Source organism: Collinsella aerofaciens, assembly GCF_001404695.1.
In the GTDB taxonomy this organism is placed as follows: Bacteria; Actinomycetota; Coriobacteriia; order Coriobacteriales; family Coriobacteriaceae; genus Collinsella; species Collinsella aerofaciens_E.
In genome coordinates, this window is record NZ_CZAQ01000025.1 from 1 (window position 1) to 24,552 (window position 24,552).

Annotated in this window: 21 protein-coding genes; 9 read left to right on the forward strand and 12 right to left on the reverse strand. The window is 58.1% G+C overall.

The window, feature by feature from the left end; all coding sequences use genetic code 11:
- Window positions 1-216: 216 nt before the first annotated feature.
- The gene (locus AQ996_RS06880) at window positions 217-1,086 is read right to left on the reverse strand and encodes a patatin-like phospholipase family protein (protein WP_055252189.1); all 870 of its coding nucleotides are present in this window, start codon (window positions 1,084-1,086) and stop codon (window positions 217-219) included.
- 329 nt (window positions 1,087-1,415) lie between these two features.
- On the opposite strand from AQ996_RS06880, the gene AQ996_RS06885 reads away from it, so the two are divergent.
- Both AQ996_RS06885 and AQ996_RS06890 read left to right on the forward strand, forming a co-directional pair.
- A complete protein-coding gene (locus tag AQ996_RS06885; RefSeq protein WP_055252190.1) occupies window positions 1,416-4,133 on the forward strand; it encodes a bifunctional diguanylate cyclase/phosphodiesterase in 2,718 nt (905 codons plus the stop codon).
- A 126-nt stretch (window positions 4,134-4,259) separates the two neighbouring features.
- Entirely contained in the window at window positions 4,260-5,789 is a 1,530-nt protein-coding gene (locus AQ996_RS06890; protein WP_055252191.1) for a diguanylate cyclase domain-containing protein, read from the forward strand.
- A 284-nt stretch (window positions 5,790-6,073) separates the two neighbouring features.
- Here AQ996_RS06890 and AQ996_RS06895 read toward each other — a convergent pair whose 3' ends face one another.
- The gene (locus AQ996_RS06895; RefSeq protein ID WP_055252192.1) at window positions 6,074-6,394 is read right to left on the reverse strand and encodes a DUF3784 domain-containing protein; all 321 of its coding nucleotides are present in this window, start codon (window positions 6,392-6,394) and stop codon (window positions 6,074-6,076) included.
- Between the two features lie 334 nt (window positions 6,395-6,728).
- On the opposite strand from AQ996_RS06895, the gene AQ996_RS06900 reads away from it, so the two are divergent.
- The 4 genes from AQ996_RS06900 to AQ996_RS06915 all read left to right on the forward strand — a co-directional run bounded on the left by AQ996_RS06900 (window position 6,729) and on the right by AQ996_RS06915 (window position 9,622).
- A complete protein-coding gene (locus AQ996_RS06900) occupies window positions 6,729-7,352 on the forward strand; it encodes a flavodoxin family protein (RefSeq protein ID WP_055252193.1) in 624 nt (207 codons plus the stop codon).
- 16 nt (window positions 7,353-7,368) lie between these two features.
- Entirely contained in the window at window positions 7,369-7,710 is a 342-nt protein-coding gene (locus tag AQ996_RS06905) for an arsenate reductase family protein (protein WP_055252194.1), read from the forward strand.
- An 86-nt stretch (window positions 7,711-7,796) separates the two neighbouring features.
- Entirely contained in the window at window positions 7,797-8,927 is a 1,131-nt protein-coding gene (locus AQ996_RS06910; protein ID WP_055252195.1) for a GTP-binding protein, read from the forward strand.
- Window positions 8,928-9,022: 95 nt separating this feature from the next.
- A complete protein-coding gene (locus AQ996_RS06915) occupies window positions 9,023-9,622 on the forward strand; it encodes a tRNA (cytidine(34)-2'-O)-methyltransferase (RefSeq protein WP_055252196.1) in 600 nt (199 codons plus the stop codon).
- A 103-nt stretch (window positions 9,623-9,725) separates the two neighbouring features.
- Here the strand turns inward: AQ996_RS06915 and AQ996_RS06920 are convergent, their stop codons facing one another.
- The 4 genes from AQ996_RS06920 to AQ996_RS06935 form a co-directional block, all read right to left on the reverse strand.
- Entirely contained in the window at window positions 9,726-11,114 is a 1,389-nt protein-coding gene (locus AQ996_RS06920) for an EcsC family protein (protein WP_055252197.1), read from the reverse strand.
- Between the two features lie 11 nt (window positions 11,115-11,125).
- Complete coding sequence (locus AQ996_RS06925) at window positions 11,126-11,770, reverse strand: DUF4230 domain-containing protein (RefSeq protein ID WP_055252198.1); 645 nt, start codon at window positions 11,768-11,770, stop codon at window positions 11,126-11,128.
- Between the two features lie 144 nt (window positions 11,771-11,914).
- Window positions 11,915-12,727, reverse strand: coding sequence for an FxLYD domain-containing protein (locus AQ996_RS06930; protein ID WP_055252199.1), 813 nt, complete (start codon window positions 12,725-12,727; stop codon window positions 11,915-11,917).
- A gap of 162 nt (window positions 12,728-12,889) precedes the next feature.
- The gene (locus tag AQ996_RS06935) at window positions 12,890-13,525 is read right to left on the reverse strand and encodes a recombinase family protein (RefSeq protein ID WP_055252200.1); all 636 of its coding nucleotides are present in this window, start codon (window positions 13,523-13,525) and stop codon (window positions 12,890-12,892) included.
- A 237-nt stretch (window positions 13,526-13,762) separates the two neighbouring features.
- Here AQ996_RS06935 and AQ996_RS06940 point away from each other — a divergent pair, with 237 nt between their 5' ends.
- Window positions 13,763-14,863, forward strand: a complete 1,101-nt coding sequence (locus AQ996_RS06940; protein WP_055252201.1) for a DUF8462 domain-containing protein — start codon at window positions 13,763-13,765, stop codon at window positions 14,861-14,863.
- Between the two features lie 42 nt (window positions 14,864-14,905).
- Here the strand turns inward: AQ996_RS06940 and AQ996_RS06945 are convergent, their stop codons facing one another.
- From AQ996_RS06945 to AQ996_RS06960, 4 genes are all read right to left on the reverse strand, one after another.
- Window positions 14,906-17,398, reverse strand: a complete 2,493-nt coding sequence (locus tag AQ996_RS06945; RefSeq protein ID WP_055252202.1) for an excinuclease ABC subunit UvrA — start codon at window positions 17,396-17,398, stop codon at window positions 14,906-14,908.
- A gap of 51 nt (window positions 17,399-17,449) precedes the next feature.
- Window positions 17,450-18,568 (reverse strand): DUF8462 domain-containing protein, encoded by a 1,119-nt coding sequence (locus AQ996_RS06950; protein ID WP_055252203.1) that lies wholly within the window; start codon window positions 18,566-18,568, stop codon window positions 17,450-17,452.
- 93 nt (window positions 18,569-18,661) lie between these two features.
- Window positions 18,662-20,665 carry a GTP-binding protein gene (locus AQ996_RS06955; protein ID WP_055252204.1) on the reverse strand — a complete coding sequence of 668 codons (2,004 nt, stop codon included), beginning with the start codon at window positions 20,663-20,665 and terminating at the stop codon, window positions 18,662-18,664.
- A gap of 305 nt (window positions 20,666-20,970) precedes the next feature.
- Window positions 20,971-21,459, reverse strand: coding sequence for a GNAT family N-acetyltransferase (locus AQ996_RS06960; RefSeq protein ID WP_082435567.1), 489 nt, complete (start codon window positions 21,457-21,459; stop codon window positions 20,971-20,973).
- 76 nt (window positions 21,460-21,535) lie between these two features.
- Between AQ996_RS06960 and AQ996_RS06965 the strand changes: the two genes are divergently transcribed.
- A complete protein-coding gene (locus tag AQ996_RS06965) occupies window positions 21,536-21,832 on the forward strand; it encodes a hypothetical protein (RefSeq protein ID WP_055252206.1) in 297 nt (98 codons plus the stop codon).
- Window positions 21,833-21,880: 48 nt separating this feature from the next.
- On the opposite strand, the gene AQ996_RS06970 is transcribed toward AQ996_RS06965, so the two are convergent.
- Window positions 21,881-22,585 carry a class I SAM-dependent methyltransferase gene (locus AQ996_RS06970; protein WP_055252207.1) on the reverse strand — a complete coding sequence of 235 codons (705 nt, stop codon included), beginning with the start codon at window positions 22,583-22,585 and terminating at the stop codon, window positions 21,881-21,883.
- 435 nt (window positions 22,586-23,020) lie between these two features.
- Here AQ996_RS06970 and AQ996_RS06975 point away from each other — a divergent pair, with 435 nt between their 5' ends.
- Window positions 23,021-23,422: a hypothetical protein gene (locus tag AQ996_RS06975; RefSeq protein ID WP_055252208.1), complete on the forward strand. Its 402-nt coding sequence runs from the start codon at window positions 23,021-23,023 to the stop codon at window positions 23,420-23,422.
- A gap of 125 nt (window positions 23,423-23,547) precedes the next feature.
- Here AQ996_RS06975 and AQ996_RS06980 read toward each other — a convergent pair whose 3' ends face one another.
- Window positions 23,548-24,360, reverse strand: coding sequence for a putative RNA methyltransferase (locus tag AQ996_RS06980; RefSeq protein WP_055252209.1), 813 nt, complete (start codon window positions 24,358-24,360; stop codon window positions 23,548-23,550).
- Window positions 24,361-24,552: the final 192 nt, after the last annotated feature.

The window sequence follows — 24,552 nt, forward strand, 5'->3', positions numbered from 1 at the left end:
CCTAGGATGGAAGACCATTAGGGAGTATCGCGAGGAGAGGTACCATGCGGCATAGCGCCGGGACATGGTCCGGAAAAACGTCCGAGGTCCCCCGCATCCCAGTCTGAACGCATATTCCGGGACGAACTTTCCGAAACCCCACCGTTTGGGAAACTGTAGCCCGTTCTGAGCGCTCATTCTGGGACGCGCTTTCCGCCGAGTCCGCGGCAGCTTGTCCTACCCCGCCAGATACGTTTCCAGCGCGGACAAAGACGCCTCCGCATCGTGGCGGCCAATCTGATAGATACGCTCAAGCTCATCGGGCTCGCGGCACAGCGACGGCACCTTTACCGATTCGCTCGGCCGCACCACAAAGACCTCGCCGGCAGCCTCGCGACGTGCCAGGTCATCAAGCGTGGCATTGTAGGCCTCATGCCGATGCTCAAGCGCCGCCACAAACTCCGGGTAGTGACGGAACACGCGCCGCAGCATGGGCATCACGCTGTTGGGCTGCTTCACAAAGCCCGCCGGCTGCGTGAGTACCACAATATTGCGGTCATACCCCTGCGCAAACAGCCAAGCACTGGGAATGGAATCGGCCACGCCGCCATCCAGATATTTATGCCCCTCAATGGCGACAGGACGCGTTGCCACGGGAATAGCAGACGACGCCCGAATCCACTCGATATCGCGCTCGTCGCCATACGGCAGATCGTGATAGACGGCCTTGCCCGTCTCGATATCGGTACACACGCACGTAAACCGCATGGGGCAGGCACGATATGTCTCCAGGTCGATGGGATCGCGCTCGATGGGCACCTCGTGATAGGCAAAATCTGCATTGAACATATCGCCGGTTCGCAGCCAGCTTGCTACACCCGCATAGCGCTTATCGGCGCAATAGGCCTTGTTGTAGCGAATGGCACGACCAATCTGGCGCGATTTAAAGTTGTAGCCAAACGCCGCGCCCGCCGAGACGCCCACCATATGGTCACAGGTCAGGCCGCACTCCATCCATACGTCGAGCACGCCCGCCGTATACATACCGCGGTAGCCGCCTCCCTCGAGCGCAAGCCCCACCGTGGGCGTCGTATCTGGCTGTGCCATGCGACCATCTCCGTTCCTGCGTTTTAAAACGAAACAAGTATACCCGTCAACATATATCGCCTCAGTCGCATTTTCATCGAACATCGTCGCGTTACCGTTTGGCGAATAATGGCGAATAATGGCCGCCCGCAACATGGGCACCCCTACATAATTCCATACACTTGTTTATACTACTCAGTAGTTATCAGCAACGAACGTCAGCCGACAAATAAACCCAACGACGCAGCAAGGCGGGGGCTTGGAAACACGCGAGGCGTTGAGCAACAACGCGTGTGCACAACGAGCTCGCCCGACGCAATCCGCCCCGACCCCAGAAAGCCGCCTACAGCATGGATACCCCCAGCAATTACACTGAAACGCTCGAAAAGACCGTCCGCGACCTTCTCAAGCGTCAGGAGGATCTGGTCAGGACCGCCTTTACCGACCAGCTTACCGGGCTTGGCAACCGCGGCGGCTTTGCCCGTTCCCTCGAGGAGCTCTGGGAGCAGGACACCCCCGTTACCATGGCGTACATCGATATCGACAATCTCAAGCACTGCAACGACGTCTTTGGCCATGACGAGGGCAACCGCTATATTTTGCAGGTAAGCCTCTATCTCAAGCTGTATATGGAGGTGGACGAAGCGGCGTTTCGTCTGGGAGGCGACGAGTTTGCCATCCTGTCTACGATTGCAACCGAGGACGACCTCGCCGAACGTCTGGAACGCTGCCGAACGGTCCTGCTCAAAAACAACGATGCCGAGATGCCTCACTCGTTTAGCTACGGAGTGGCACACGCCGACCCCGCCCTGGGCGAAGCCCCCAATCGCTTGACGAACGATGCCGACCATCGCATGTACGACTACAAGCTACGTCATGCCGTGCACCTTGATCGACGCAATATCGCACAAGCCCACACCGACGACTTCGAAATAAGCGATCGAATTTTCGACGCCCTTTCGATGCTCAACGAAGGCCGCTATTTCTTTATCGAGAACTTGGACAAACATCGAACCCTTTGGTCACAAGGCGCCTTGCGCGATCTTGGTCTTCCTTCGGAGCATATAGACAACTGTCACGATTATTGGAAAACGCGTGTCCATCCCGATGACCTTGAGGCCTATACCAACGACATCGACCAAATCTATGACGGCTCCAAACATCGTCACGTCATGCAGTACCGCGTGCGCAATGCCGCCGGCGATTACATCCTCGGCCGTGCTCGCGGGTTTCGTATCGACGGCGACGGAAATGTCCCCTCGCTCTATGTCGGCGAGCTCGTCAACCACTCGCTTGCCGAGACCGTCGACGCCGCCACGGGTCTCGGAACGCAGCGCACGCTGATCAACGCTATCGATGCCTGCCGTCGCGACCGTTGCGAGACGGGGCTTATAGCAGTGCGCGTTCGCGGCACGGCAAAGCTCAACGAGCTCTACGGGGCCGAGGCCGTCGACAACATGCTCGCCGAATACGCAGGCCGCATGCTGTCGATTACTCGCGGCAGGAGTCGCGTCTTCCGTTCACGCAACGCCCAGTTCGTCGTGCTTAGCAACAATTTGGATCACGAAGCATTCGAGCAACTGATCCAACATCTCAAAGAGGCCGTTTTCGCTCCCGTTCGAATCGCGGGCGACACTATTACCCCCGTCTGTCTTGTCGTTCCGGCCTTTTACGAGCACCTGACCAATCAAACGGCCGCCGTTTTAGGCGAACTCGACCGTCGCATTCGCACGGCCGGCGGGCTTGTTCCCAACGACAGCCTCCCCATACCCGAGGTGGAGCGCAAAAGCGCCATCGCCGAACGCATCGATCCGCTCACGGGTCTCTATCGACCCAGCGAGTTTATGCGCCGCGCCAACGAATTTCTCGAGACAAGGCGCAACGGCGCCTGGTGTATCGCCACCGTCGATATGGGGCACATGCGACTGTTCAACGAATGGCACGGACAGGCCGAGGGCGACCGCGTACTCGCCGATGTGGGCACGGTTCTCAAGGACATCGAGAATGCCGCCATGGGCGTCGCAGGGTACTGGGGCCAAGACGATTTTTGCGTACTCATCCCCTTTAAGCACGACACCGTCCATCAGATCTATAGCCGCATTCGCCAGGCCGTGGCCAAGCATGATGACGGCGTGGGCTTCTGGCCGTCCATGGGCGTCTACCCCATCGACTCCAACGAGGAAATCACCATCGATGCGCAGGCCAAGGCCATGTTTACCAATCGGCGCGCAAAAAACGACTTTAAGGAGCGCATTGCCATTTTCCGCCCCGAGGAATACGAACACGAAATCGCGTTCCACCGCACGCTGACCGAATTCCAGTATGCGCTCTCAAACGGCCGCATTACCTACTACTTGCAGCCCCAGGTCGACATGGAAACCGGCGAGATCGTTGGCGCCGAGGCGCTCACACGCTGGATTGACAAGGATGGCTCCCTCATTTCACCTACCACCTTTATCCCCGCTCTCGAGGAAAGCGGTTTTGTGGTGACGCTCGACAAATATGTTTGGCAGGGCGTCGCCTCGTGGCTGCGTGAGTGCATCGATCGAGGGCTGCGCGTAGTTCCGATCTCGCTCAATGTGTCGCGCGTGGATATCCTTGCCTGCGACGTCGCCGAGCATATGGGGGCGCTTGCCGCCCAATACAACCTACCGCCCGAGCTCATGCGCATTGAGATCACCGAGACGGCTTATACGGGAGAGTCCGAGGCCGTGGATAAGCTGACGGCCGACCTACACACTCGCGGTTTCTCGACCTACATGGACGATTTTGGCACCGGCCAGTCTACGCTCGCGATGCTCAAGAACGTCAACGTCGACGTCATCAAGCTTGATCGCACGTTTGTGCCCACCGACCGCGATCAAAGCCGTAGCGCGCAAATCGTTTCATCAATGCTCGAGATGGCGCAATCGCTCCATCTGCCCGTTGTAATCGAAGGCGTCGAGACAAACGAGCAGGCGAACATGCTGCTCCAAATGGGTGCCCACTACGCTCAGGGCTTCCTCTACTACCGCCCCATGCAGGCAAAGGATTTTGAGGCATTGCTCGATGGCGGTAACAAAAACTGATACGCTCGCGCGCAAAACGATACCGCCGAAGGGGCGCTTGTCCCCATTGGCTAACTTATGCCCCCAATCCAAACCGAATTGGGGATATGATGCAAACCACTGTTGTGCCCAAGGAGGTTATCCATCATGAACGAGTCGTATCGCCTGGGCGAGCAATCGATCATTGCCTATCTTCAGCGACTTGCGAACGGGGTCTCGACCGCCGAGCTCGATGTTGCCGCGCTGCCCACGGAGCTGTGCGCCATCGGCGAGCAGCTACAGAAGACATTTGCCATCCTGCAGCAAGAACGCGAGCTGCTTGAGCGCGGCGCCTATATCGATTCGCTCACCAATCTTGGCAACCGTGCTGGACTCCACCGTTATGCCGAGCTGCTTTGGCACAAAGGCACCCCCTTCACCTGCGCTTATATCGATATCGATCGCCTTAAGCATTGCAACGATACGTTTGGCCACACCGAGGGCAATCGCTACATCCTGAGCATCTGCCGTGCACTCACCGAGACAATGGAACCCAATGACCTGCTGTTCCGTATCGGTGGAGACGAATTTGTACTCGTATCCCCCACGACAGATGAAGCCGAACTCGAGCAGCGCCTGGAGCGGACGCGCACCGACCTTATCGAGGCAACATCGGGCGGCAAAGCGCCCATGATCGCTAGCTTTAGCTTTGGCTGCTCGCGCGTCGACCCACTCGCTGGCGATACGCGTCGCCAGATGACCATGGACGCCGACCGCAAAATGTATCGCTACAAGCTCATGCACCGTGTGCAGCAGCCGAAGGAAAACGACGCATCCATGCGCCCGATCGCCGATCAGCCTCCCTGCAACGACCGGGTGTTCCAAGCGATCTCCATGAGCTCCGAGACGCGCTATCCGTTTATCCTTAACCTCGATACCGGCGAATCGCAATGGTCGATTAATGCCGTGCGCGATTTTGACCTGCCCTCCCAGCATCCCTATAACTCGCTCGATATGTGGCTCGCCCGCGTTCACCCCGAGGACCGCGACAACGTGCGCAGCGAGCTCGATATGGTGGTAAACGGCGCGTGGCACTTCCATTACATGCAGTATCGCGTCATGAATACCGCTGGTAAATATGCGCTGTGCGAGTGTACGGGCTACCGCTTGGATAGCACCGAAACCGAGCCCAACATGTATGTGGGCATTATCATCAACCGAAGCTTGGCGGATACGACCGATTCCGTGACCGGCCTGGGCGATATCCACGCCCTGGTCAACGCCATTGGCGAAATGCGTCGCGTGGCGCGCAAGGCAGGCCTGGTCGCCATCAAAATCGACGACATCGCCAAGGTCAATGCCCGCTTTGGCTTTGATGCGGGCGACCGCGTTTTGGCAGAAAGTGCCGCCTGCCTCATGGACTGTTCGCGCGGCAAGGGCCGTCTGTTCCGCTCGACCGGACCGATGTTCGTGGCGCTTTTCGATGACCTTGATCCCGAAGAGACCGACGCGATCGCAGAAGAAATCGAGCGGTTCTTGGGGTCGCCCGTACTCTTTGGCTCATTTGAATATCAGCCGCCCATTCGTGTGGCCACACTTCATCTAGATGCCGTCGACCGACAGCCCGTTTCCATTTTGAACGAGCTCAAAGCGCTACTTGAAGAGGCACCACAAGTACCGGGCACCAAGCTGGACTAGCGTTATGGGGCGCATGATGGTTAATTTCCGATCTCAACCGAACACATTGGGCAAATAGGTCGTACCCGCAGTTAGCCGAACGTCCCCGCAGTCCCTCCCGGGGCCCGGGGGCACCGTTTCGATACTCTTGGTTTACTTTGCCTGATGCAAATAAGTGCTCAACAAGATAGAACCTATCCCCCGCCACGGATATGCCCTCGAGTAAATCTGTTAAGCCAAGCCTATCAAATTCTATTGACAATTGGCTGCATTGGTCCATTTTGTCGTCCAGCCACTTCCGCTGGCTATCGCCTCATAAAAACAAACCTAACGAGCCGCACGAACGACAAAGAGGCCAAGCTGAACAGAAGTAGAACCAAAACTTCAAAAACGCTGGTATTCCAATCGCGTACCCAGTCCTCTACCGCCCACAAGAAAAACAGCAGCCCCATCCATAACGTCACAGAAGAAATCAGCTTTGCGTAAGGGCGTATATCAATCTCGCTCTCCCTTTTTGTGACATCATATCCAGCAATTGAGCAGAGCCATCTTCCTCTTCGGTATTGGATTGAAAGGACAATCAAGGCAATCGAAGTCATCAAGCAAACAGCATCCTCTGTTTCCATAGAGTTTCCTTTGCTTTCCATCCTAGTTACGCATTCACAATCGAATCAAACCAAGTATGAATTACTCGATAGCAACCGCCTTAGTATAAACCATAGCCGCCGCAGCAGCCCGCCTTCCAAGGCCTCAAAGCTCGCCATCGAGGGCGACCCGCCCAGACCCCTTACAATCTGCTCGCACGAGGCCCCGCACTCCAACATCCTCTGGACCGTATCCCGCTCGTACCTGGTGAGCGTGCCTGCCGTGGGCCCTCGGGGCCGGCATCGTGCCCCACGCCATCTGCCCGCTCGTGCGATAATCCTCTGCAGAAGTCACCGACAGCAGAGGGAGTTTGTGATGAAGGTTCTTTTGGTCAATGGCAGCCCCAAGGCAAACGGCAACACGGCCCGCGCACTCGCCGAGGTCGCCGAGCAGCTCAACGTCGAGGGCATCGATACCGAGATGTTTCAGCTGGGCGCCAAGCCTATTCGCGATTGCATCGGTTGCGGCCAGTGTGGCAAGCTGGGCGGTCGCTGCACCTTTGACGACGACGTGGTCAACGAGCTGATCGCTGCCGCCGAACAGGCCGACGGCTTTGTCTTTGGCTCGCCTGTCTACTACGCGCACCCCAGCGGCCGCATTCTCTCGGCACTCGATCGCGTATTCTATGCCGGTAGCAAAGCTTTTGCACACAAGCCGGGCGCTGCCGTCGCCGTCGCCCGTCGCGGCGGTACGTCGACGACCTTCGACGTGCTCAATAAGTACTTCACCATCAACCAGATGCCTGTGGTAGCGTCCACGTACTGGAACAACGTGTTTGGCTGCGTGCCCGGCGAGGCCGATGGAGATGCCGAGGGTCTGGCCACCATGCGAAACATCGGCAAAAACATGGTCTGGCTCCTGCGTTGCATCGAGGCGGGCAAGGCTGCCGGCATCGAAGCCCCCGAGGCCGATCGCGAGCGCACCAACTTTATCAGGTAGAACGGCGGAACATACTATGAACGTGCAAATCTTCGGCACCAAAAAGTCGTTCGACACCAAGAAGGCCCAGCGCTATTTTAAGGAGCGCCGCATTAAGGTGCAGTTTATTGACCTTAAGGAAAAGGAGATGAGCAAAGGCGAGCTCACGAGCGTGATGCAGGCGGTCGGCGGCATCGACAAGCTGCTCAACCCCAAAGCCAAGGACGAGGAGACGCTCGCGCTCATCCAGCACCTCACCCCTAGCCAGCGCTTCGACAAGTTGCTCGAGAACCAGCAGGTTCTAGCCGAGCCCATCGTGCGCAACGGCAAAAAGGCCACCGTCGGTTATTGCCCCGATGTATGGGGAGCCTGGGAGTAGCCTGTGTTATTTGCCGGCGCGTGGGTATAAGAGCAGGCGTTTAGCATAAGATTCAACTGTAAGCCATGTCTAACAAAGGAGGGCATATGCCCAACAAACCCGTGAAGATCATCATGCTTACCGGATACCTCGGTGCCGGCAAGACCACACTGCTCAACCACATCCTCGCTAACGACGGCGGCATCCGCGCCGCCGTGATCGTCAACGATATCGGCGAGATCAACGTCGACGCCAGCCTCATCGCCGACGGCGGCCTTTCCGAGACCGACGACCTCATCCCGCTCACCAACGGCTGCATCTGCTGCACGCTTTCGGACGACCTTGCCAACCAGCTGCAGGGCATCGCCGATTCGGGCAAGTTCGACTACATCATCATCGAGGCCTCGGGTATCTGTGAGCCTATCCCCATCGCCTACACCATCTCGAGCTTCTGCGACGAGGCCAAGGTGGGCGGCCAGCCCAAGCTTGCACTCGACAACATCGTGGCTGTGGTCGATTGCGCCCGCATGTACGACGAGTTCAACGGCGGCCGCGACCTGTTGGCCGAGGATATCGACGAGGACGACATCGAGAGCCTGCTCATCCAGCAGATCGAGTTCTGCTCCACGCTGATCCTCAACAAGACCGATACCGTGAGCCCTGAGCAGATCGCCGAGCTCAAGGCTATCGTGCGCAGCCTGCAGAAGGACGCCGTGATTGTCGAGGCCCAAAACGGCGAGGTCCCCATGGAGGAGCTGCTCGACACCGACCGCTTCGACTTTATGCGCGCCTACAACTCCGCCGCCTGGATCGAGGCCATGGAGCATCCCGAGGAGCACGACGACCCCGAGGTGCTCGAGTACGACATCGAGACCTTTGTGTACTCGCGCCGCAAGCCGTTTGACCTGCAGAAGTTCACCGATTTTGTTGAGCAGGAGTGGCCCGACGAGGTCATCCGCGTCAAGGGTCCGCTGTGGCAGACCGGCGATCCGGACATGTGCTACATGTTCGAGCAGGCCGGCCACCAGATGCGCCTGATGGAGAACGGCCTGTTTGTCGATTCGGCGCCCGAGGGCGAGAAGCAGAAGATCATCGACGAGAACCCCGAGATCATGCAGATTTGGGACGACGAGACGGGCGACCGCATGACGAGCCTGTGCATCATCGGCCGTCACATGGACAAGGATGCGCTCATCGCCTCCCTCGATGCCTGCCTGACCGACTGGCACCGCGCCTAGGTTTATCCAAGCGGGCATTTTTCCGCCTATGTAACCGCCAAACCACCACGAAGGTGCTCTTCGTGGTGGTTTTTCGTTCTGAGCCAAGGAGATTCATGTTCAACATTGTGCTGTATGCGCCCGAGATTCCGGCCAATACGGGCAATATCGGCCGTACCTGCGTGGTCACCGGCGCCCGCCTGCATCTGGTGGAGCCGCTGGGCTTCTCGCTCGACGACAAAACGGTACGTCGCGCCGGCCTGGGCTACTGGCAAAACTTGGACGTGACGACCTATGCCGGCTGGGAGGATTTCCTTGCACGCAACGGTCTCTCCCCTGCCGACGAGCGCCTACATCTGCTGACCAAAAAGGCACGCCGCACCTATGCGCAGAGTACCTACCACGACGGCGACTACTTGGTCTTTGGCAGCGAGAGCTCGGGCATTCCCGAGCCACTGCTCGCCGCGGCGCCCGAGCGCTGCGAGCGCATCCCTATGCTGCGCGATTGCGACTCGCTCGATAACGCCGAGGCTTGGGAAGCCCACGAGGAATCGCTCGGACATACCGAGGACAGCCACGAGGCTATCCTTCAACAGGACATCTGCGGCAACTTCGTCAATCCGGACGACTACCGCATCAGCGCACTCAACCTCTCCAACAGCGCCGCCATCGTCCTCTACGAGGCCCTGCGCCAAACAGGCTTTCCGGGAATGTGACAAAGGGACTGTCCCTTTGTCACGCAATTAGGTCCGCACCCCTACCTATACCGATTTGCACCAAACGCCGCCAAAGTTCTCCGTCATCGAAGAACACGGTCGGTTATCCTTCTGCATCGCAAGCCTCAACCTCACCGTTCACAGAGGCCGTCTCCATACCGACAAGTATTGCAATACGCTCCTGTTTTTCAATGATGAACCGCTTATGGTAGAAGATGTTGGCATATTGCAAAACACGATTCATCTGCGAGACATCAAACAAGGCGCCGACAACGCCGCCAAACACGGGAATGGCCTTGCCGAGGGATTTTTGAGTGATATTCCTGCCAATTTGTTCGAGTACGTTTTTGAAAACACTATTCTCGAGCGACTTCTTGCCGGCATTCTCGAGTGCCTTACGTGCAGCGGCATTAGCAAGGGCGCGAATCTGCGTGACAAGCATAGCCGCGCCGCCCCGTGCCGCCATTGCCGTCCAGCCTTTCTTGACCGTCTGCTTCACACCCTCCATCTCGGCTACAAGCATTACTTTACCGATTGTGACAGCCATGCCATCAGCAGAGCCTGCCGACGGAGCCATCGCGTTTGAAAACACATCGCCCGCAATGACCATTTCAGCCGGATCCTCTTTAACGTTAAATCCGTACATCATGGCAACCGACTGCACCGCGCGATAATAGAGAAACATGCTGAATACGATATTGAAGGGCAAACCGGCAAACCCAGGAGCACCTGTCACCGCACCCTCGGTCGCCGCAAGCAGCAAGTGTCTACCGTTCTCACCTGCCGCAATCCTCGCGACGTCAAAACTGCGAAGCATGAATAACTCGTCAATCGAACGGATAGTAACGCCTTCAAGCGTAGTATTTGCGGCCTCAACAATCTGAGCCTCAGTAACGCTGTACTTGGCAGCTTGCTCCTCGATAGCTTTGAAACCATCGACGACCTGCTTCATAACCTGTGCATATAGCTCTTGTTGCTGAATCTCACTTGTAAGCTCATCGACCGCATCTCCAACGGCAGTGCGAAGATTCTCCGGTATCTTTAGCCCAGCCATATCGGTCAGCTGCTTGAGCTTTGAAGGCGCTACCATCTTTTCGTATTGCTCGGTCAATACCTCAAGCTCGGCAAGCTCTTGATTGGTCAGCAACGGATCGGGCAACACCCAATCACCGTTATCGTCAACGAGCGTCGATGGCAGGCCGAGTTGCTCTTGTCGCTTTGCGCTGTAGCGTTCATTCACCGCGGCTGCAGTTGCAGAAGCAATCCCATTTGCAAAGTCAGTAATACCTTTAAGCGCATTATCCGCCAACGGGCTAGCGGCGTCCGCCAATTCACTCGATTTCTTTTGGGTCTCCTTGACCACACCCATAATGGCGTTTTGCGCGCCATTTAATACTCCAAACATTATGTTCTCCAGCGAAGAAGAACCGACACCGGGCTTCTGCTGCTTTTCGTGCTCCGCCTCACCAAACTGTTGTCGTTTATCGGACACACCATTCACCCTTACTTAAACGTAACGTTAATATCGACATCGTCGCCGCATAGGGCTTTGACCTGTTTTTCGATCAATCCGCTGGCTCTATCATCAGATTCTTTGAGCATATCGCTCTCTTCGACCTTCTTGGTCTGCTCTTTCTTCGCCTTTTTCAACAAACCGTTCAGATCGTCCGTACTTACTTGATTCCAGTTCAGAAAACCATTGTCCTCAACATATTTCTTCAATGTATTGGGGTCTGTTGAGAAAGAGGTAATTTCCGAGTGAGGCAATGTAACCTTTACGCTCTTGACCTCTGAGTTCTCGTCGTTCATATCAACCCGCTTGATTTCAATCTTCATTTTATCGGCATCGATCCCGATATCAGCCTTGCCGTCAATCGTTGCGACATATCGCTTAGACGTAAGGGGGTTTTCCCACCCAAGCGGATTCCCCGCTTCATCGATTGAGAGCAGCTGCGTAAAGTTATATTCGTACGTCACAAGCTTTACGACCGGCGCGATCTCCTCGCGAATCGAATCATCGGTGATCGTTGTAGGATTACGTGTCAAATACAACCAGATACACCCGGCAGTCGCCACGGCCGTAACAGCCAGCAAACCGCCAAAGATTAGCTTTTGCGTTATTGTTGTAAACAAGTTTGTTCTTGTCATCCTGCTTCGCCTTTCTTTTATGGGCCCGACTTCTCCATCATCTTCCATCGTGTACATGACGGCACGAATCATTCTGTCAACGGCTTAATGCAAAACGCGACCGTTCGGAGAAAACGGTCGCGCATTCTTTCCAATTCCCGCGAATTATTCCTTGATGCTGTAATTCGATACTGTCGGCGCGACCCTCGAAGCGTCTACCTCACTCATTACCTCAAACTTCACCTTCTCGCCAGGCGCCCAGGCGGATGTATCTGCGTAGCATTCTTCCGCCCTTACACCATCGGCATCGTAAAGAGCAACATTTAGAAAAACGTTTTCGAACGATATGTCAGAGGTGTTTTCGACGATTGCGGTGTACGTATAGAGGCCGTAGCCGTCGTCACTTTTCTCAAAGGTCGCCGATGAGAGCAGGCCATTGATAACCTCATCATTATGCGTCTTCTCCTCCACGGTCCTACCGTTCTTGATCAGCTCGTCAAACGCATCTCGATACTCATCATCGACCGTCAAGTCATACCGATCAACCAGTTTCTTAAGCTGTGCAGATCGTGCGTCATAGGCCTTTTCCCATTCGTCGTAATACTTGGGATCCGATTCCGCATACTTCTTGACAACATCAAGCTGATTATCAAGCAGATTGAGATAGGCAATGACGTCTTCTTGCATCTTAGTGTCTTTAAATGACGCCTTTTTGAGTTCTTTGTCGTTATCGATCTCGGTTTTAATTGCCTCTTTTCGCACTTTATTCGAGCCCAGATCAGCATCCTCTCCCAGTGATTCAAGGTAATCCGACCGCTTTTGATAGCCTTGAGCAATCACGGCCATTGCACGTTCATCGGCATAATCAGGCCCATCGTTTTTCTTCTCAACCTGCGAACAGCCGCTCAGCAGAAGTGCCCCACAGAGCACCGTCGCAAATAGCGAGATCGCCGCAGCCATCCCATAATGCCTTTTCATCTTGTCCTCCTTTAAATACAAAACACGATATCTAGCCCCCTCGTCAAAAAGCAGACGAATTGGCAACGCGGTGGCACTATTTGGTTCCAGGGCGTGAACTGGATAAACATCGAGGGAAGGAGTGGACTCCGTGCAATAAACTCCCCTCGTCAAAATGTCTAGTTAAAGAGGACGGACAGACGGCGAACGGTCATATCCGTTCGCGTCCGCCCGTCTCCAACGATCAAACGTCGATGCGCTGACGTTCAAAAGCATTGCGGCCTCTTGCCTCGTAACCTCACCTCCTTCGAATGATTTGATGACATCGCGGTAGCTATCCGGACGTTCGAGCGTCGGTCTCCCAAATCTCACACCCCGCAGACGCGCCGACGCGATACCCTCCGCCTGGCGCTGCTTTATGTTTTCGCGCTCCACCTGAGCCACATAGCTCAAAACCTGAAGCACTAGGTCGGCAATAAAAGTCCCCGTAATCCCATTGGGCTGTTCGCGTGTATCAAGCAATGGCATATCGAGTACCACGATGGCAACGCGTTTGTCCATCGTTATGCGACGCCATTCATCGAGAACCTCCCGGTAGTCGCGGCCTAATCGGTCGATACTCTTAATCACCAGAACGTCCCCTTCGCGCAGACGACGAAGAAGACGCTGGTACTGAGGACGCCTGAAGTCCTTTCCGCTCGCTTTGTCAGCGTAGATCAAATTCGTTTGGACCGGAAACCGCTCCAGCGCATCCAGTTGGCGATCCAGGTTCTGATCTGTTGACGAAACTCGAGCATACCCATAGATTCTGTTTTTCATGATTGCCCCCATCAGCCGCACGATGGCGGCATCAGCTCATTTGAGAGCCCACTCACAATAGGGCGTGCAAATTTCGCGAATGGGTTGAACCCATTTTCGGGCTCCAACGTAAGTTATTCAAGCACCACTTCGATAACGCGCGACGCCAACCTGATACTTTGAAATAAAATTAATCGTTTTTAACTGAAATTAACTAGAATAAAATGAAGTTAAACGGCGGTGTGAAAGGAGGGCATTGTGGAATACCTCGAAAACCCGTTTACCCCTAGCTTTGGCGAGGTTCCTGCCCATCTCGCTGGCAGACAGCAGATTATTCGGGATTTGGACCGTGCCTTCTTGAGCCAGCGCAGGCGCCCAGAGTTGACCTCGATCTTCTCAGGCGCGCGTGGAACCGGTAAAACCGCTCTCATGTCGTCGCTTGCGACAAGGGCGGAATCCCACGGCTGGATTGCCGTAAAGACGACCGCGCTCCCGGGAATGCTTGAGGAAATCGAGTTCGGGGCGAAACGTGCTGCCGGCCATCTTATCGACCCGTCTAACAACTTCGAAGTCACCGGTCTCGGAATTGCACCGCTCGGCAGCATCGAGGTCAATCGCGTTCACGATGCCTCAACATGGCGTTATCGCATGAGCGACATCATCGACCAGCTCAACGAGGCGGGCACCGGTCTGCTCGTCACGGTTGACGAGGTGGACCCGACACTCGACGAGATGATTCAGCTCGCAGCGACGTATCAGCACTTTGTGACCGATGGGAAACGCGTCGCCCTGCTCATGGCAGGACTTCCCAACAACGTATCGACGCTACTGAACCACAAGACGGTCTCGTTCCTTCGCCGCGCCCAACAATATCATTTGGGTCGCATTGCCGACTATGACGTGCGCGAGGCCTTGATTCGCACAATTCAGGAAAACGATCGCCTGGCAGATGCTGAGGGAATCGATAGAGCCGTTCGCTCGATCTCTGGTTTTCCCTTCCTATTGCAACTCGTAGGCTACCGTGCCTGGGATCTCACAAGCGATTCGAAGGAAATCTCGTCACACGACTTTGACCTGGGAATCAAAATCGCGCGCGACGAGATGGACGACCGAATCCTCGCGGCAACCTATCGGGAACTCACCGCAGAGGACAAGCGATTTCTCATCGCCATGCTCGATGACGAGGAAGAGTCCACCACCGCTGACCTTGTCGAACGCCTTAAGCGTTCGCCGCAACAGGTCTCCCGCTACCGACGCCGTATGATAGACGCCGGCATCATTGGAGAACGCGGGCGCGGAATCGTCGCTTTTGAATTACCGTTCTTCCGCGACTATCTCGCCGCTCAATGCGTGAAATAGGCATCGGATGTGACAAAGGGACTGTTCCTTTGTCACATTCGGCTAGAGGTAGCGGCCGGTAATGCTTGATGAGCAGGCCGCGATGTCACCCGGCGTGCCGGCGCAGACGATTTGCCCGCCCGCGTCGCCACCTCCTGGGCCCATGTCGATCACGTAATCGGCGTTACGGATAAGGTCGAGGTCGTGCTCGATCACGACAACTGTGGCGCCTTTGGCAACGAGGCCGTCAAATACACTCAGCAACACCTGAACATCGAGCGGATGCAGGCCGATCGTGGGCTCATCGAATACGAATACGGCATCATCCTGCACGCGGCCCATCTCGCTCGCAAGCTTAAGACGCTGCGCCTCGCCGCCCGAGAGCGCCGGCGTGGGCTCACCGAGCGTGAGATAGCCCAAGCCCAAGTCGTGTAAGGTCTGTAAGCGCGCCTGAACTTTCTTGAGACCCACCGTGGCGTCGAGGGCCTCGTCCACACTCATATCCATGAGCTGCGGCAACGTAAGCAGACTCCCGTCCTTGCCCTCGCGATGGATATGCGAAGCCGCGTCTGCATAACGTGAGCCGCGACATGTCGGACAGACGATCTCGACGTCGGGCAAGAACTGCACGTCGAGCGATATCGAGCCCGTGCCATCGCACGTAGGGCAGCGCAAGGCGCCAGTGTTGTAGCTAAATGCGCCCGCCTTGTAGCCGGCTGCCTTGGCCTCGGGCGTACGGGCGAAGGCGCGACGCAGCTCATCATGGATGTCGGCATAAGTCGCCACCGTCGAGCGCACGTTGGCGCCGATAGGCGTAGCGTCAATCAGATTTGCACGGGCAATGCCCTCGGCATCGACCCAACGCACGTGCCCCGGCAGGCGCTCGCCGGCTGCCTGCGCCTTGAGTGCCGGAATGAGCGTCTCGAGTACCAACGTCGTCTTACCCGAACCCGAAACGCCCGTCACCGCGACCAAGCGACCGCGCGGTATATCGACTTCGAGCGGCTTGACGGTATGGATGGCATCGGTCGCCATGCGGATATGGCCCCGGTCGAACATTTCCTCGTCGGACACCTGCGGGCGCAAGCGCTTGGACTCTGCGCGCAAAAACGGGGCGATGCGGCTGCCCTGCGATTGTTCGACCTCGTCCACCGTGCCAGTGGCAATCACATTACCGCCGCCTGCTCCGGCAACGGGGCCCATCTCAACCAGATAGTCGGCTTCCGCTAGTACGCGCGTATCGTGGTCGACAACAACCACGGTGTTGCCGTCATCCACCAGATCGCGCATTACGCCCACCAAGCCGTCGACATTGGCAGGATGCAAGCCAATCGAAGGCTCGTCCAGCACATAAAGCACGCCCGTCGATCGGTTGCGCACCACGCGGGCGAGCTGCACACGCTGGCGCTCACCCGTGGAGAGCGTAGCACCGGCGCGGTCGAGCGAGAGGTAATCGAGGCCCAGATCGACCAGTCGACGGGCCGTGCTCAAAAACGAATCGCAGATATCCGTCGCCATGGGCTGCATCTCGGCCGGCAAGGATGCGGGCACCCCGCGCACCCACTCAATCGCCTCACCCAACGTCATGGCCGCGGCCTGCGCCAGATTGATACCGCGCACCTGGGGCTGGCGCGCAACCTCGGAGAGACGCGTGCCGCCGCAGTCACGGCACGGGCCCTCGCGCAAAAAGCGAGCCACGCGCTTTAGTCCCTTATCGTCCTTAACCTTGGCGAGCGCATTCTCAACGGTATAGACGGCGTTGTAATAGGTAAAGTCGAGCGGCGTGGCGCCCTCGCCGTTTTTGGGAACGTAGAGAATATGCTTCTTAACCGCCGGACCGTGGAACACGATGTCGCGCTCTTGAGGTGTGAGCTGGTTAAACGGCACATCGGTACGCACACCCATCTCGCCGGCTACCTGCTTCATCAAGTCCCACATGAGCGTGCCCCAGGGAAGCACCGCGCCTTCGTTGATGGTCTTGGACTCGTCGGGCACCAGGCTCGCTTCGTCCACCTCGCGCATGACACCGGTACCGCCACAGGTGGGGCATGCACCGCCGCTATTGAAAGCCAAATCCTCGGCACTCGGCGCGTAGAACTCGCGGCCGCATGTCGAACACGTGAGCGACAGGCCTGCGGCCACGTTAAGGCTCGGCTCCACACGCGCCCCGCAATGTGGGCACACGTGATGGGCACAGCGGCTAAAGAGCAAACGCAGACTGTTGTTGAGCTCGGTCATGGTGCCAAAGGTCGAGCGTACGCCTGGCACACTAGGGCGCTGATGCAACGCGAGCGCCGCCGGCACGTGCAGCACTTCATCCACCTGAGCGTGCTCGGCCTGGGTGAGCCGTCGGCGGGTATAGGTGCTGAGCGCCTCCAGGTAACGGCGCGAGCCCTCGGCATAAAGAACCCCCAGCGCCAGCGAACTCTTGCCCGACCCCGACACGCCGGCAATACCCACGAGCCTTCCCAGCGGGATATCGATATCGATGTCCTTAAGGTTATGGACGCGCGCGCCACGTACCTCAATAGCACTTGGTTGTTGCGACACCGTCATCGTTCCCCTTCCCGTTGATCGAATGTGACAAAGGGACCGTCCCTTTTCACATCACTCGTGCCATAAAACTCGATCGCGAATGTACGCGCCCAGCATGGGCACGGTAAACCTGACGAGGCCGTATCCGGCAGCCTCGATGACGCGCTCGCGAATCAAGCTTGCGCGATATTTACTCGCCCAGCTCTGGGTGCGGTCGCAGCGCTCAATGATATCCGCCATGCGCGTCTGCTCACCCTCGTCAGCAGCCATGGCCTCGATAAAGAGGCGCTGTGGGCTGCGCAGTCCGTAATACAGGGGCGCGTCGACCGCTTCATAGAACTCGGAGACGGCGTCCGCATGGCCAGCCTCGACATCGCGCCTTTCGATGATCTGCGAGCCACGCCGGACAGCAGAGCGCCACATGTAATATCCCACCAGCTGGACCATGTAGGGATGCCCCATACTCTTGCACGCCGCAAGGTCCGCCGTCTCCGCATCAACGTAAAGACCGGCGTCCTTGACCGTCTGGACATATGAATCGCGCACCTTGGGCAAAGAAATCGCCCCCAGCGTACGCTGCTGAGCACGGCGCAAAAACGTCACGCTCGGCTCTTCGAGCAGGTCGTCAACCATACTGGGCAAGCCGGCAAATACCAGCGCAAGACCGCGCTGGTCGCTATCGGGCAGGCCCGTAGCATCCTGATCTCCGAGCACCTGCTGATAGAGAACGGCAAGAGCCGCCAGTTCCTCGATTGACGCAGATTGCGCCTCGTCAATCGCAAACAGGATGCCCTTGCCTGGACCGAGCTTCTTGAGGCGCTCGTTGACCAGCCCCCGTAGCGTCTCGCCCTTTGCCCGAGCCGCCTCGACCGACATCCGACCAAACGACGGCCCAAACTCCATTGACGTCACAACGGGTTTATTCGAGCGAAGCGCGTCGGCCAGGCGATCGCACAAGCCAAGCGAAGCAGAATCGGAGATAACCGCCCATCCGCGCTCGCTGGCTAGACGTTGCAGCTCTCGCAGGAGAACCGTTTTGCCGCAGCCGCGGTTTCCCGTAATGAGCATGAGCCTACCCGGCGCTCCGGCGCCGTTATCGAGCCCTTCCTCGAAATCTTCGATGACCGACTCTCGACCGATGAGCATCGGAGGCCGCTTGCCTGCCGTTGGCTTAAAGGGATTTGGATTCATGTCGGCCTCCTCGGATTGGCAAACCCTGGTAATAGTTATACCAACTTGTACCGAGTTATACCAATAGCATGTGACAAAGGGACTGCCCCTTTGTCACATGTGGCCGAAAAACTCGGCGTCGGCTGCTCGCCAGGGGCGGAAGGTGGCGGGATCGACCTTTACGTGCGCCGCGGCGGGCACGTCGTACCATTTGACCGTGTAGCCGGCGCCGTGGGCGCAAAAGACCGAGTCGGGCGTGTTGGGCAGATCGGCCTCGGGCTCATAGGCGGCCGCCTCGATGACGCGCTCGGCATCATGGCAAGCCGCATAACCGGCGAACTCCAGGTACAGATGTCCGCGACCGCTCGTGTAGGCAGCTACCTCCAGCGCATAATCCTGCACCTCGGATGCCGGCACGCGACCCACAAGCTTCGCCCTCTCGCCCGCCATTGCCGGCGGCTCGTACTCGGCACCCATGCGCGTGGCATCCGAGAGCGCCCGGCCCACGCACTCCCCCGGCACCTCGAGCTCAAAGTGGTACCACGGCTCCAGCAACACGTCTGCGCCGGCCTCGCGCGCCTGCATCAAACCCTGGCGAATCGCGCGGTACGTGGCCTGGCGAAAATCGCCGCCCTCGGTGTGTTTGGCATGCGCGCGGCCGCCCGTGAGCGTAATGCGCACATCGGTGATGGGCGAGCCGGTCAGCACGCCCAGGTGATCGCGCTCCATGGCGTTGGTGAGTGCCAAACGCTGCCAGTTAAGATCGAGCTCGTCGGTCGAGGTCACGGTGCCAAACTGCACGCCCGAACCTGCTGGCAACGGCTCCAGGCGCAGATGTACCTCGGCATAGTGGCGCAGCGGCTCAAAGTGGCCCACACCCTCGACCGGCTGCGAGATCGTCTCCTTATAGAGAATGCCGCCGGACTCAAACGCAATCGAAAAGCCAAAGCGATCGGCCAACACCCGCTGCACGACCTCGAGTTGCACGGCGCCCATCAGCTGCAAATGAATCTGCTCAAGATGCGTATTCCAGCTTACGCCGAGCATGGGATCTTCGTCCGCCAACTCAGTCAATGCTTTGAACACCGTATGGACGTCATGTTCGCCCGGCAGCACCGTATAGGTGAGGACTGGCGCAATAACGGGCGCATCGCCCGCGGGCTCCGCGCCCAGGGCGTCCCCTGGGCGAACGTGCGCAAGACCCGTCGCGGCACAAATACCGCCAGCAGCAACTTCTTGCGCAAGCTCATACTTCTCGCCGTTATAGATGCGCAACTGATCGACCTTCTGCTCCCATGCCTCGGCACCGGAACGTCCGTCAATCATCTGCTTGGCGTGCAGCGTGCCGCCGGTCACTTTAACCCAAGCCAAACGCTCGCCGCGATCTCCGCGGCTGACACGATAGACGCGCGCGGCAAACTCCGGGGGCCACGCCTGTTCACGCATCAGCGCGCATATGCCATCCAACAGCTCGTCCACGCCTTGGTCCTTGAGCGCCGAGCCGGCAAAGCAGGGAAAGAGCTTGCGCTCGGCAACCATGCGCGACAGCGTTGCGACAGAAAGCTCACCCGCTTCAAAAAACTCCTCGAGCGCCGCCTCGTCCAACGCGGCAGCGTCCTCCTGATTGGCGCCGCCCGCCAGCAGTTCGCCGGCATCCAGGCAGCCCTCGGAAAGACGCTGCCCAAGCTGCGCCAGCAAAACATCGCGGCCGGGATGCTCCAGGTCGATTTTGTTGATATAGATGAACGTCGGGATGTCATAGCGCGCAAGCAGGTGCCACAGGGTTTCGGTGTGTCCCTGCACGCCATCGTTGGCGCCCACAATCAAAATCGCATAGTCGAGCGCGCGCAATGTGCGCTCCGCCTCGGCAGAAAAATCGACATGCCCCGGTGCATCCACGAGCATGACGTGGGTATCGCTATGGTCGAGCACGGCCTGCGACGAGAAGATCGTGATACCGCGCTCGCGCTCGATCTCGTTCGTATCCAGGTGCGAATCGCCATCGTCCACGCGGCCGCGCTTGCGAATGCGACCCGCGTTGAACAGCATGGCCTCGGCCAGCGTGGTCTTGCCGGCATCGACATGCGCCAAGATTCCAACGACCGCTTGCTTCGACATGGCTCTCCCCTTATTGCAAGCCCATCGCACGCGGCAACGGGCGTTCTCGTTTCACACTGGATGATACAATTTACGAGCCGGCGGGCGAAGCGGGCCCTATCCCCCGACCGAGCTCATCGCCCCGCGTTGCCGCGCGGCGATTTTCGTAGGTTCGCGCCTTGCGAAAGCCGGCACCTCCCCTTTTGCCCGCCCGGTCTCATCTGGGGCGGTAACAATGCGAGTCCCACAACGACGCGTTTTACCAAAAATGGCCCCACTCGGGGCCATTTTTTATTTGAGCTGGGTGATGATACGTGCCTTGGCTCCTACGCCTCGCGCAGCCAATCAAACGCGACGCGCGGCGTACCGTCCGACACATATACGATACCGGCGCGCTTAAACCCGGCCTTGGCGATGGCGCCCTGCATGGGCAAGTTATCCTCGTGCGTGTCGATACGCAGATGGTCGGCGCGTTCCTTGGCAAAGGCAAACATCGCAGCCGCGATACCGTGCACGGTGCCGTCGGACGCCACGCGGTGCAGTACGGCATACGGAGTGTCGCTACGCCATTGCCCGTCCTCAATGACGTCATAGCACTCGTCCGGCCCCGGCAAAAGGGCAAACGTCGCCACCACGCGACCGTCGACTTCGCACACGTAACTGCCATCAGCGGCAATATCGGCAGCCAGCTGCTCGGCCGAAGGCGTGCCCTCGGGCCACTGCGTGGCGTTGCCATGTGCGCGCATAAAGGCGCGGGCCGCGTCATAGATAGCCATGACGACGGGAATGTCGGTATCGAGGGTTTTTCTGATCATCACGCGGCGACCTCACGTTTATTGGTATCACTTTGATTGAGCAATGATACCAACGTTTGGAGAGGGTGCGAAGCAGATGGGGAGCAAGAAGCGAGCCGCCTGGTCAAAGGCCAAAAGCGAGTTTTTGGGCGCTGCCACCGGCGGCGATATGAGCGACCTGTTTGCGCGCGAGGGCGAGCGCCGCGACGCCCTGGACGCCGAGCGCGATGAGGCTTGGCGCTATAAGTCGTGCGAGCGCAAAAACCGGTACGACACACGCGCCGAGGCCGAGGCCGTTATGGCCGACTGCGAAAACCGCGGACGGCGTGGTTTGGCCTGCTACAAATGCGAATACTGTGGCGGCTGGCACCTGACGTCGCACCCTTGGAAATAGACCTCGCATCGGCACGGTGTTGACGGGACGCCAGCCATTGTGCGCAAGCTACGGGCGCGGCGGCACCAAAACATCGTAACGAACGGCCTTGCCCGCAAGTTGATAGCTCGGCTTGACGCCGGCAAGCAGCGGCCCCTTCACCGGCCGTTTGATAACGACCTTGCGCGGCCGCACCGCAAGCGCAGCTTCGACCAGCGTCTCCTCATCGGCACACGGCTGTTCCAAATGGTGCAAAAGTTGGAACTTCTTTTTCACCGCCGCGCTCTTGGTGCGCTCGGGAAACATGGGGTCCAGATATACCACATCGGGAGCCGCGAACTCGCCCCGCTCGATCAGCTCAGTTACATGGCGAAGGCCGGCAATGCTGTCCTCGCCCGCATGCAAGCGCATGCGCGCCACGGCAGCCGCAAGCGCCGGATCATCTGCCGCGCGATCCAAGGCATCCTTGAGGAGCGCCGCGATCACGCAATCCTGTTCATACAGATCGACGGTAAAGCCCGCGGCCGCCAGCAGCAGCGAATCCTCGCCAAAGCCTGCCGTGGCATCAATCGCCCATGGTTGTTCGATGCCTTTTGCACGCGCGGCCTTCACCAGCAGCTCCTGTTGCAAGCGGCCCTGCTTGAGCCGTGGGAGCATGCGGGCAAAATCGGCTCGCAACTCCATCGAGCCATCGGTGAGCGTGAGGCCTTTGGGTGTCTTGGTTAACTCGAGCCCTGCCGCCCGAGCAACAGAAAAGGGATCGACGACGCCCATGGACACTCCTTAGCAAAGAAAACGAATACATGGGCGCCGTTTATGTCGGCACCCAACCGTCCGTTATTGTCCCACATGCGACATGGTCCACAGCATCCCAATGCAAAGCACCGCCATCAATACCGTGCACACGGCAGCGATCACAGAATCACCCATGCGCCTTCCCAACGACCGCGGCTCACGCACTTGCCTTACTCCGTACATCATGGTTCCTCCTTGAGATCAGCTCCTTGTTACGGCCCCATCATCTCAGCGCCGCACATGAGCTGCCATCGATTTGGCTTACGTCCAGCTTTCCCTTTTGAAAGGTTGGACCGTACAGGCAAGAGACGCTTTCAAACGCACGCATCGCCGCGTTGAACTACAATGTGCTTCACCATATGTGCAGCACATGGGGTGCGCCAGGTTGGCGTACTCGTATCGAAAGGACCAGCCATGAGCTCCGCTCGTAAGACTCTCAAAATCCTTGCCCTCGTCTACTTTGTTTTGGGCATCGCCAGCCTCGTCATCGCCGGCGTCGGCATCGCCAGTGGCAACCTCGATTCCACGTACGGGTCGAACGCCATGCTCGCCGCGGCCGTGATTATCGCCAAGGGCCTCATCGATCTCGCCGCAGGTGTTGCGGGCATCAAGGGCGCCAACAAGCCCTCGCAGGTGGATGGCGCGTTTAAGCTCGGCATCGTTGCCGCACTCGCCACGATTGCGCAGGCCGTGCTCACGCTTCCCGCACTCGGCGGCAGCGCCGTCAATATCGGCGCCTTTGTCATCGTGGTCTACGACCTGTTCTTTGTTCAGCAGGCGCACGCCGTCAAGGCCGAGAACAAGGACCGCCTGTAAGCGCTCGCTTCTCATAGCCTCTGCAGCCAAGCAACTAAAAAGGGCCGATCGCACATCTCCGCGGTCGGCCCTTTGCATTTGCCCAGATAAAACCTGCCAAAATAAACCTGTCCCTTTTTGGTAGGTTAGTGGCGGTATTCGGCGATGATGAAGTCGATGTCGGTTTGAAGGGTGTCCAAGTTTGCCAGGCGCTCTTTGTCGGCGGGGCGCGTGCGGTAGTAGTACGGTGTCATCTGGAACACCGCCTCGATATCGGCCTGCGTCTGGAGCGTAATGTTCGCAGACACCCGCTGTGTCCCGACCAGCTTGAGCTCGGTGGTCTTCGGCAGCTTCTCGTCGTTGAGATATGGCGTGTCGTAGAGCACCTCCTTGAGCCCAAACAGATGACGGGCACCCGGCACCACGGTGTAGAGCGAACCCCCGGGCGCCAGCACGCGGGCAAACTCACGCTCGTTAAAGGGAGCGAAGAGCTCGGTCACCATATCGAAGGCGCCATCGGCCACGGGGATGTCCTTCATATTGGCCACAAAGTAGGTCGCATCGCCGCGCTTGGCGGCCAGGCGCACCATCTCCTTGCCCAGGTCGAAACCGTAAGCATCCACGTCCGGCACCGCACCCATGGCGCTGGTGTAGTAGCCCTCGCCGCAGCAAATATCGAGCAAGGTCATGGGGACGCCTGCAGACGCCGCGCGCCCAGACACCTGCTTGCGCACCAGCTCGACCATCGCATCGCGCAACGGCGCGTAGTATCCACGGTTCAGAAAGTCACGACGGCTGCGCGCCTGCGACTTGGGATCACCCATGGAGTCACCGCTCTTGGACGAGCGCAGCAGATAGAGATAGCCCTCGCGCGCACGGTCAAATCGGTGTCCGCCCGCGCATGCAGCACCGCGTTCGTCGTCCACCAACGGTTCATGGCAAACGGGACACAACAACATGGCAACTCCTTAGCGCGGACAACACAACGCCCACCATTGTCGCACGCCTTCCCCACCTAGTCATTGGGTAGTCTTTTTGGGACGGGGCTTTTTTAGCTACCCCGTCCGAAGCCTTCGAAGCATGAGGCCGCATTTGACATAGGACAGCTAAAAAAGCCCCGTCCCAAAAAGACTACCCGTGCCTAAGTGCCG

Excerpts from the sequence above, each read along its gene's own strand:
- AQ996_RS06885 (WP_055252190.1), top strand. The coding sequence starts at position 1,416 with ATGGATACCCCCAGCAATTACACTGAAACGCTCGAAAAGACCGTCCGC.
- AQ996_RS06935 (WP_055252200.1), bottom strand. The coding sequence starts at position 13,525 with ATGAAAAACAGAATCTATGGGTATGCTCGAGTTTCGTCAACAGATCAG.
- AQ996_RS06970 (WP_055252207.1), bottom strand. The coding sequence starts at position 22,585 with ATGGGCGTCGTCGATCCCTTTTCTGTTGCTCGGGCGGCAGGGCTCGAG.
- AQ996_RS06905 (WP_055252194.1), top strand. The coding sequence starts at position 7,369 with ATGAACGTGCAAATCTTCGGCACCAAAAAGTCGTTCGACACCAAGAAG.
- AQ996_RS06980 (WP_055252209.1), bottom strand. The coding sequence starts at position 24,360 with ATGTTGTTGTGTCCCGTTTGCCATGAACCGTTGGTGGACGACGAACGC.
- AQ996_RS06925 (WP_055252198.1), bottom strand. The coding sequence starts at position 11,770 with ATGACAAGAACAAACTTGTTTACAACAATAACGCAAAAGCTAATCTTT.
- AQ996_RS06915 (WP_055252196.1), top strand. The coding sequence starts at position 9,023 with ATGTTCAACATTGTGCTGTATGCGCCCGAGATTCCGGCCAATACGGGC.
- AQ996_RS06955 (WP_055252204.1), bottom strand. The coding sequence starts at position 20,665 with ATGTCGAAGCAAGCGGTCGTTGGAATCTTGGCGCATGTCGATGCCGGC.
- AQ996_RS06900 (WP_055252193.1), top strand. The coding sequence starts at position 6,729 with ATGAAGGTTCTTTTGGTCAATGGCAGCCCCAAGGCAAACGGCAACACG.
- AQ996_RS06950 (WP_055252203.1), bottom strand. The coding sequence starts at position 18,568 with ATGAATCCAAATCCCTTTAAGCCAACGGCAGGCAAGCGGCCTCCGATG.
- AQ996_RS06895 (WP_055252192.1), bottom strand. The coding sequence starts at position 6,394 with ATGGAAACAGAGGATGCTGTTTGCTTGATGACTTCGATTGCCTTGATT.
- AQ996_RS06910 (WP_055252195.1), top strand. The coding sequence starts at position 7,797 with ATGCCCAACAAACCCGTGAAGATCATCATGCTTACCGGATACCTCGGT.
- AQ996_RS06975 (WP_055252208.1), top strand. The coding sequence starts at position 23,021 with ATGAGCTCCGCTCGTAAGACTCTCAAAATCCTTGCCCTCGTCTACTTT.
- AQ996_RS06965 (WP_055252206.1), top strand. The coding sequence starts at position 21,536 with ATGGGGAGCAAGAAGCGAGCCGCCTGGTCAAAGGCCAAAAGCGAGTTT.
- AQ996_RS06880 (WP_055252189.1), bottom strand. The coding sequence starts at position 1,086 with ATGGCACAGCCAGATACGACGCCCACGGTGGGGCTTGCGCTCGAGGGA.
- AQ996_RS06890 (WP_055252191.1), top strand. The coding sequence starts at position 4,260 with ATGAACGAGTCGTATCGCCTGGGCGAGCAATCGATCATTGCCTATCTT.
- AQ996_RS06960 (WP_082435567.1), bottom strand. The coding sequence starts at position 21,459 with ATGATCAGAAAAACCCTCGATACCGACATTCCCGTCGTCATGGCTATC.
- AQ996_RS06930 (WP_055252199.1), bottom strand. The coding sequence starts at position 12,727 with ATGAAAAGGCATTATGGGATGGCTGCGGCGATCTCGCTATTTGCGACG.
- AQ996_RS06945 (WP_055252202.1), bottom strand. The coding sequence starts at position 17,398 with ATGACGGTGTCGCAACAACCAAGTGCTATTGAGGTACGTGGCGCGCGC.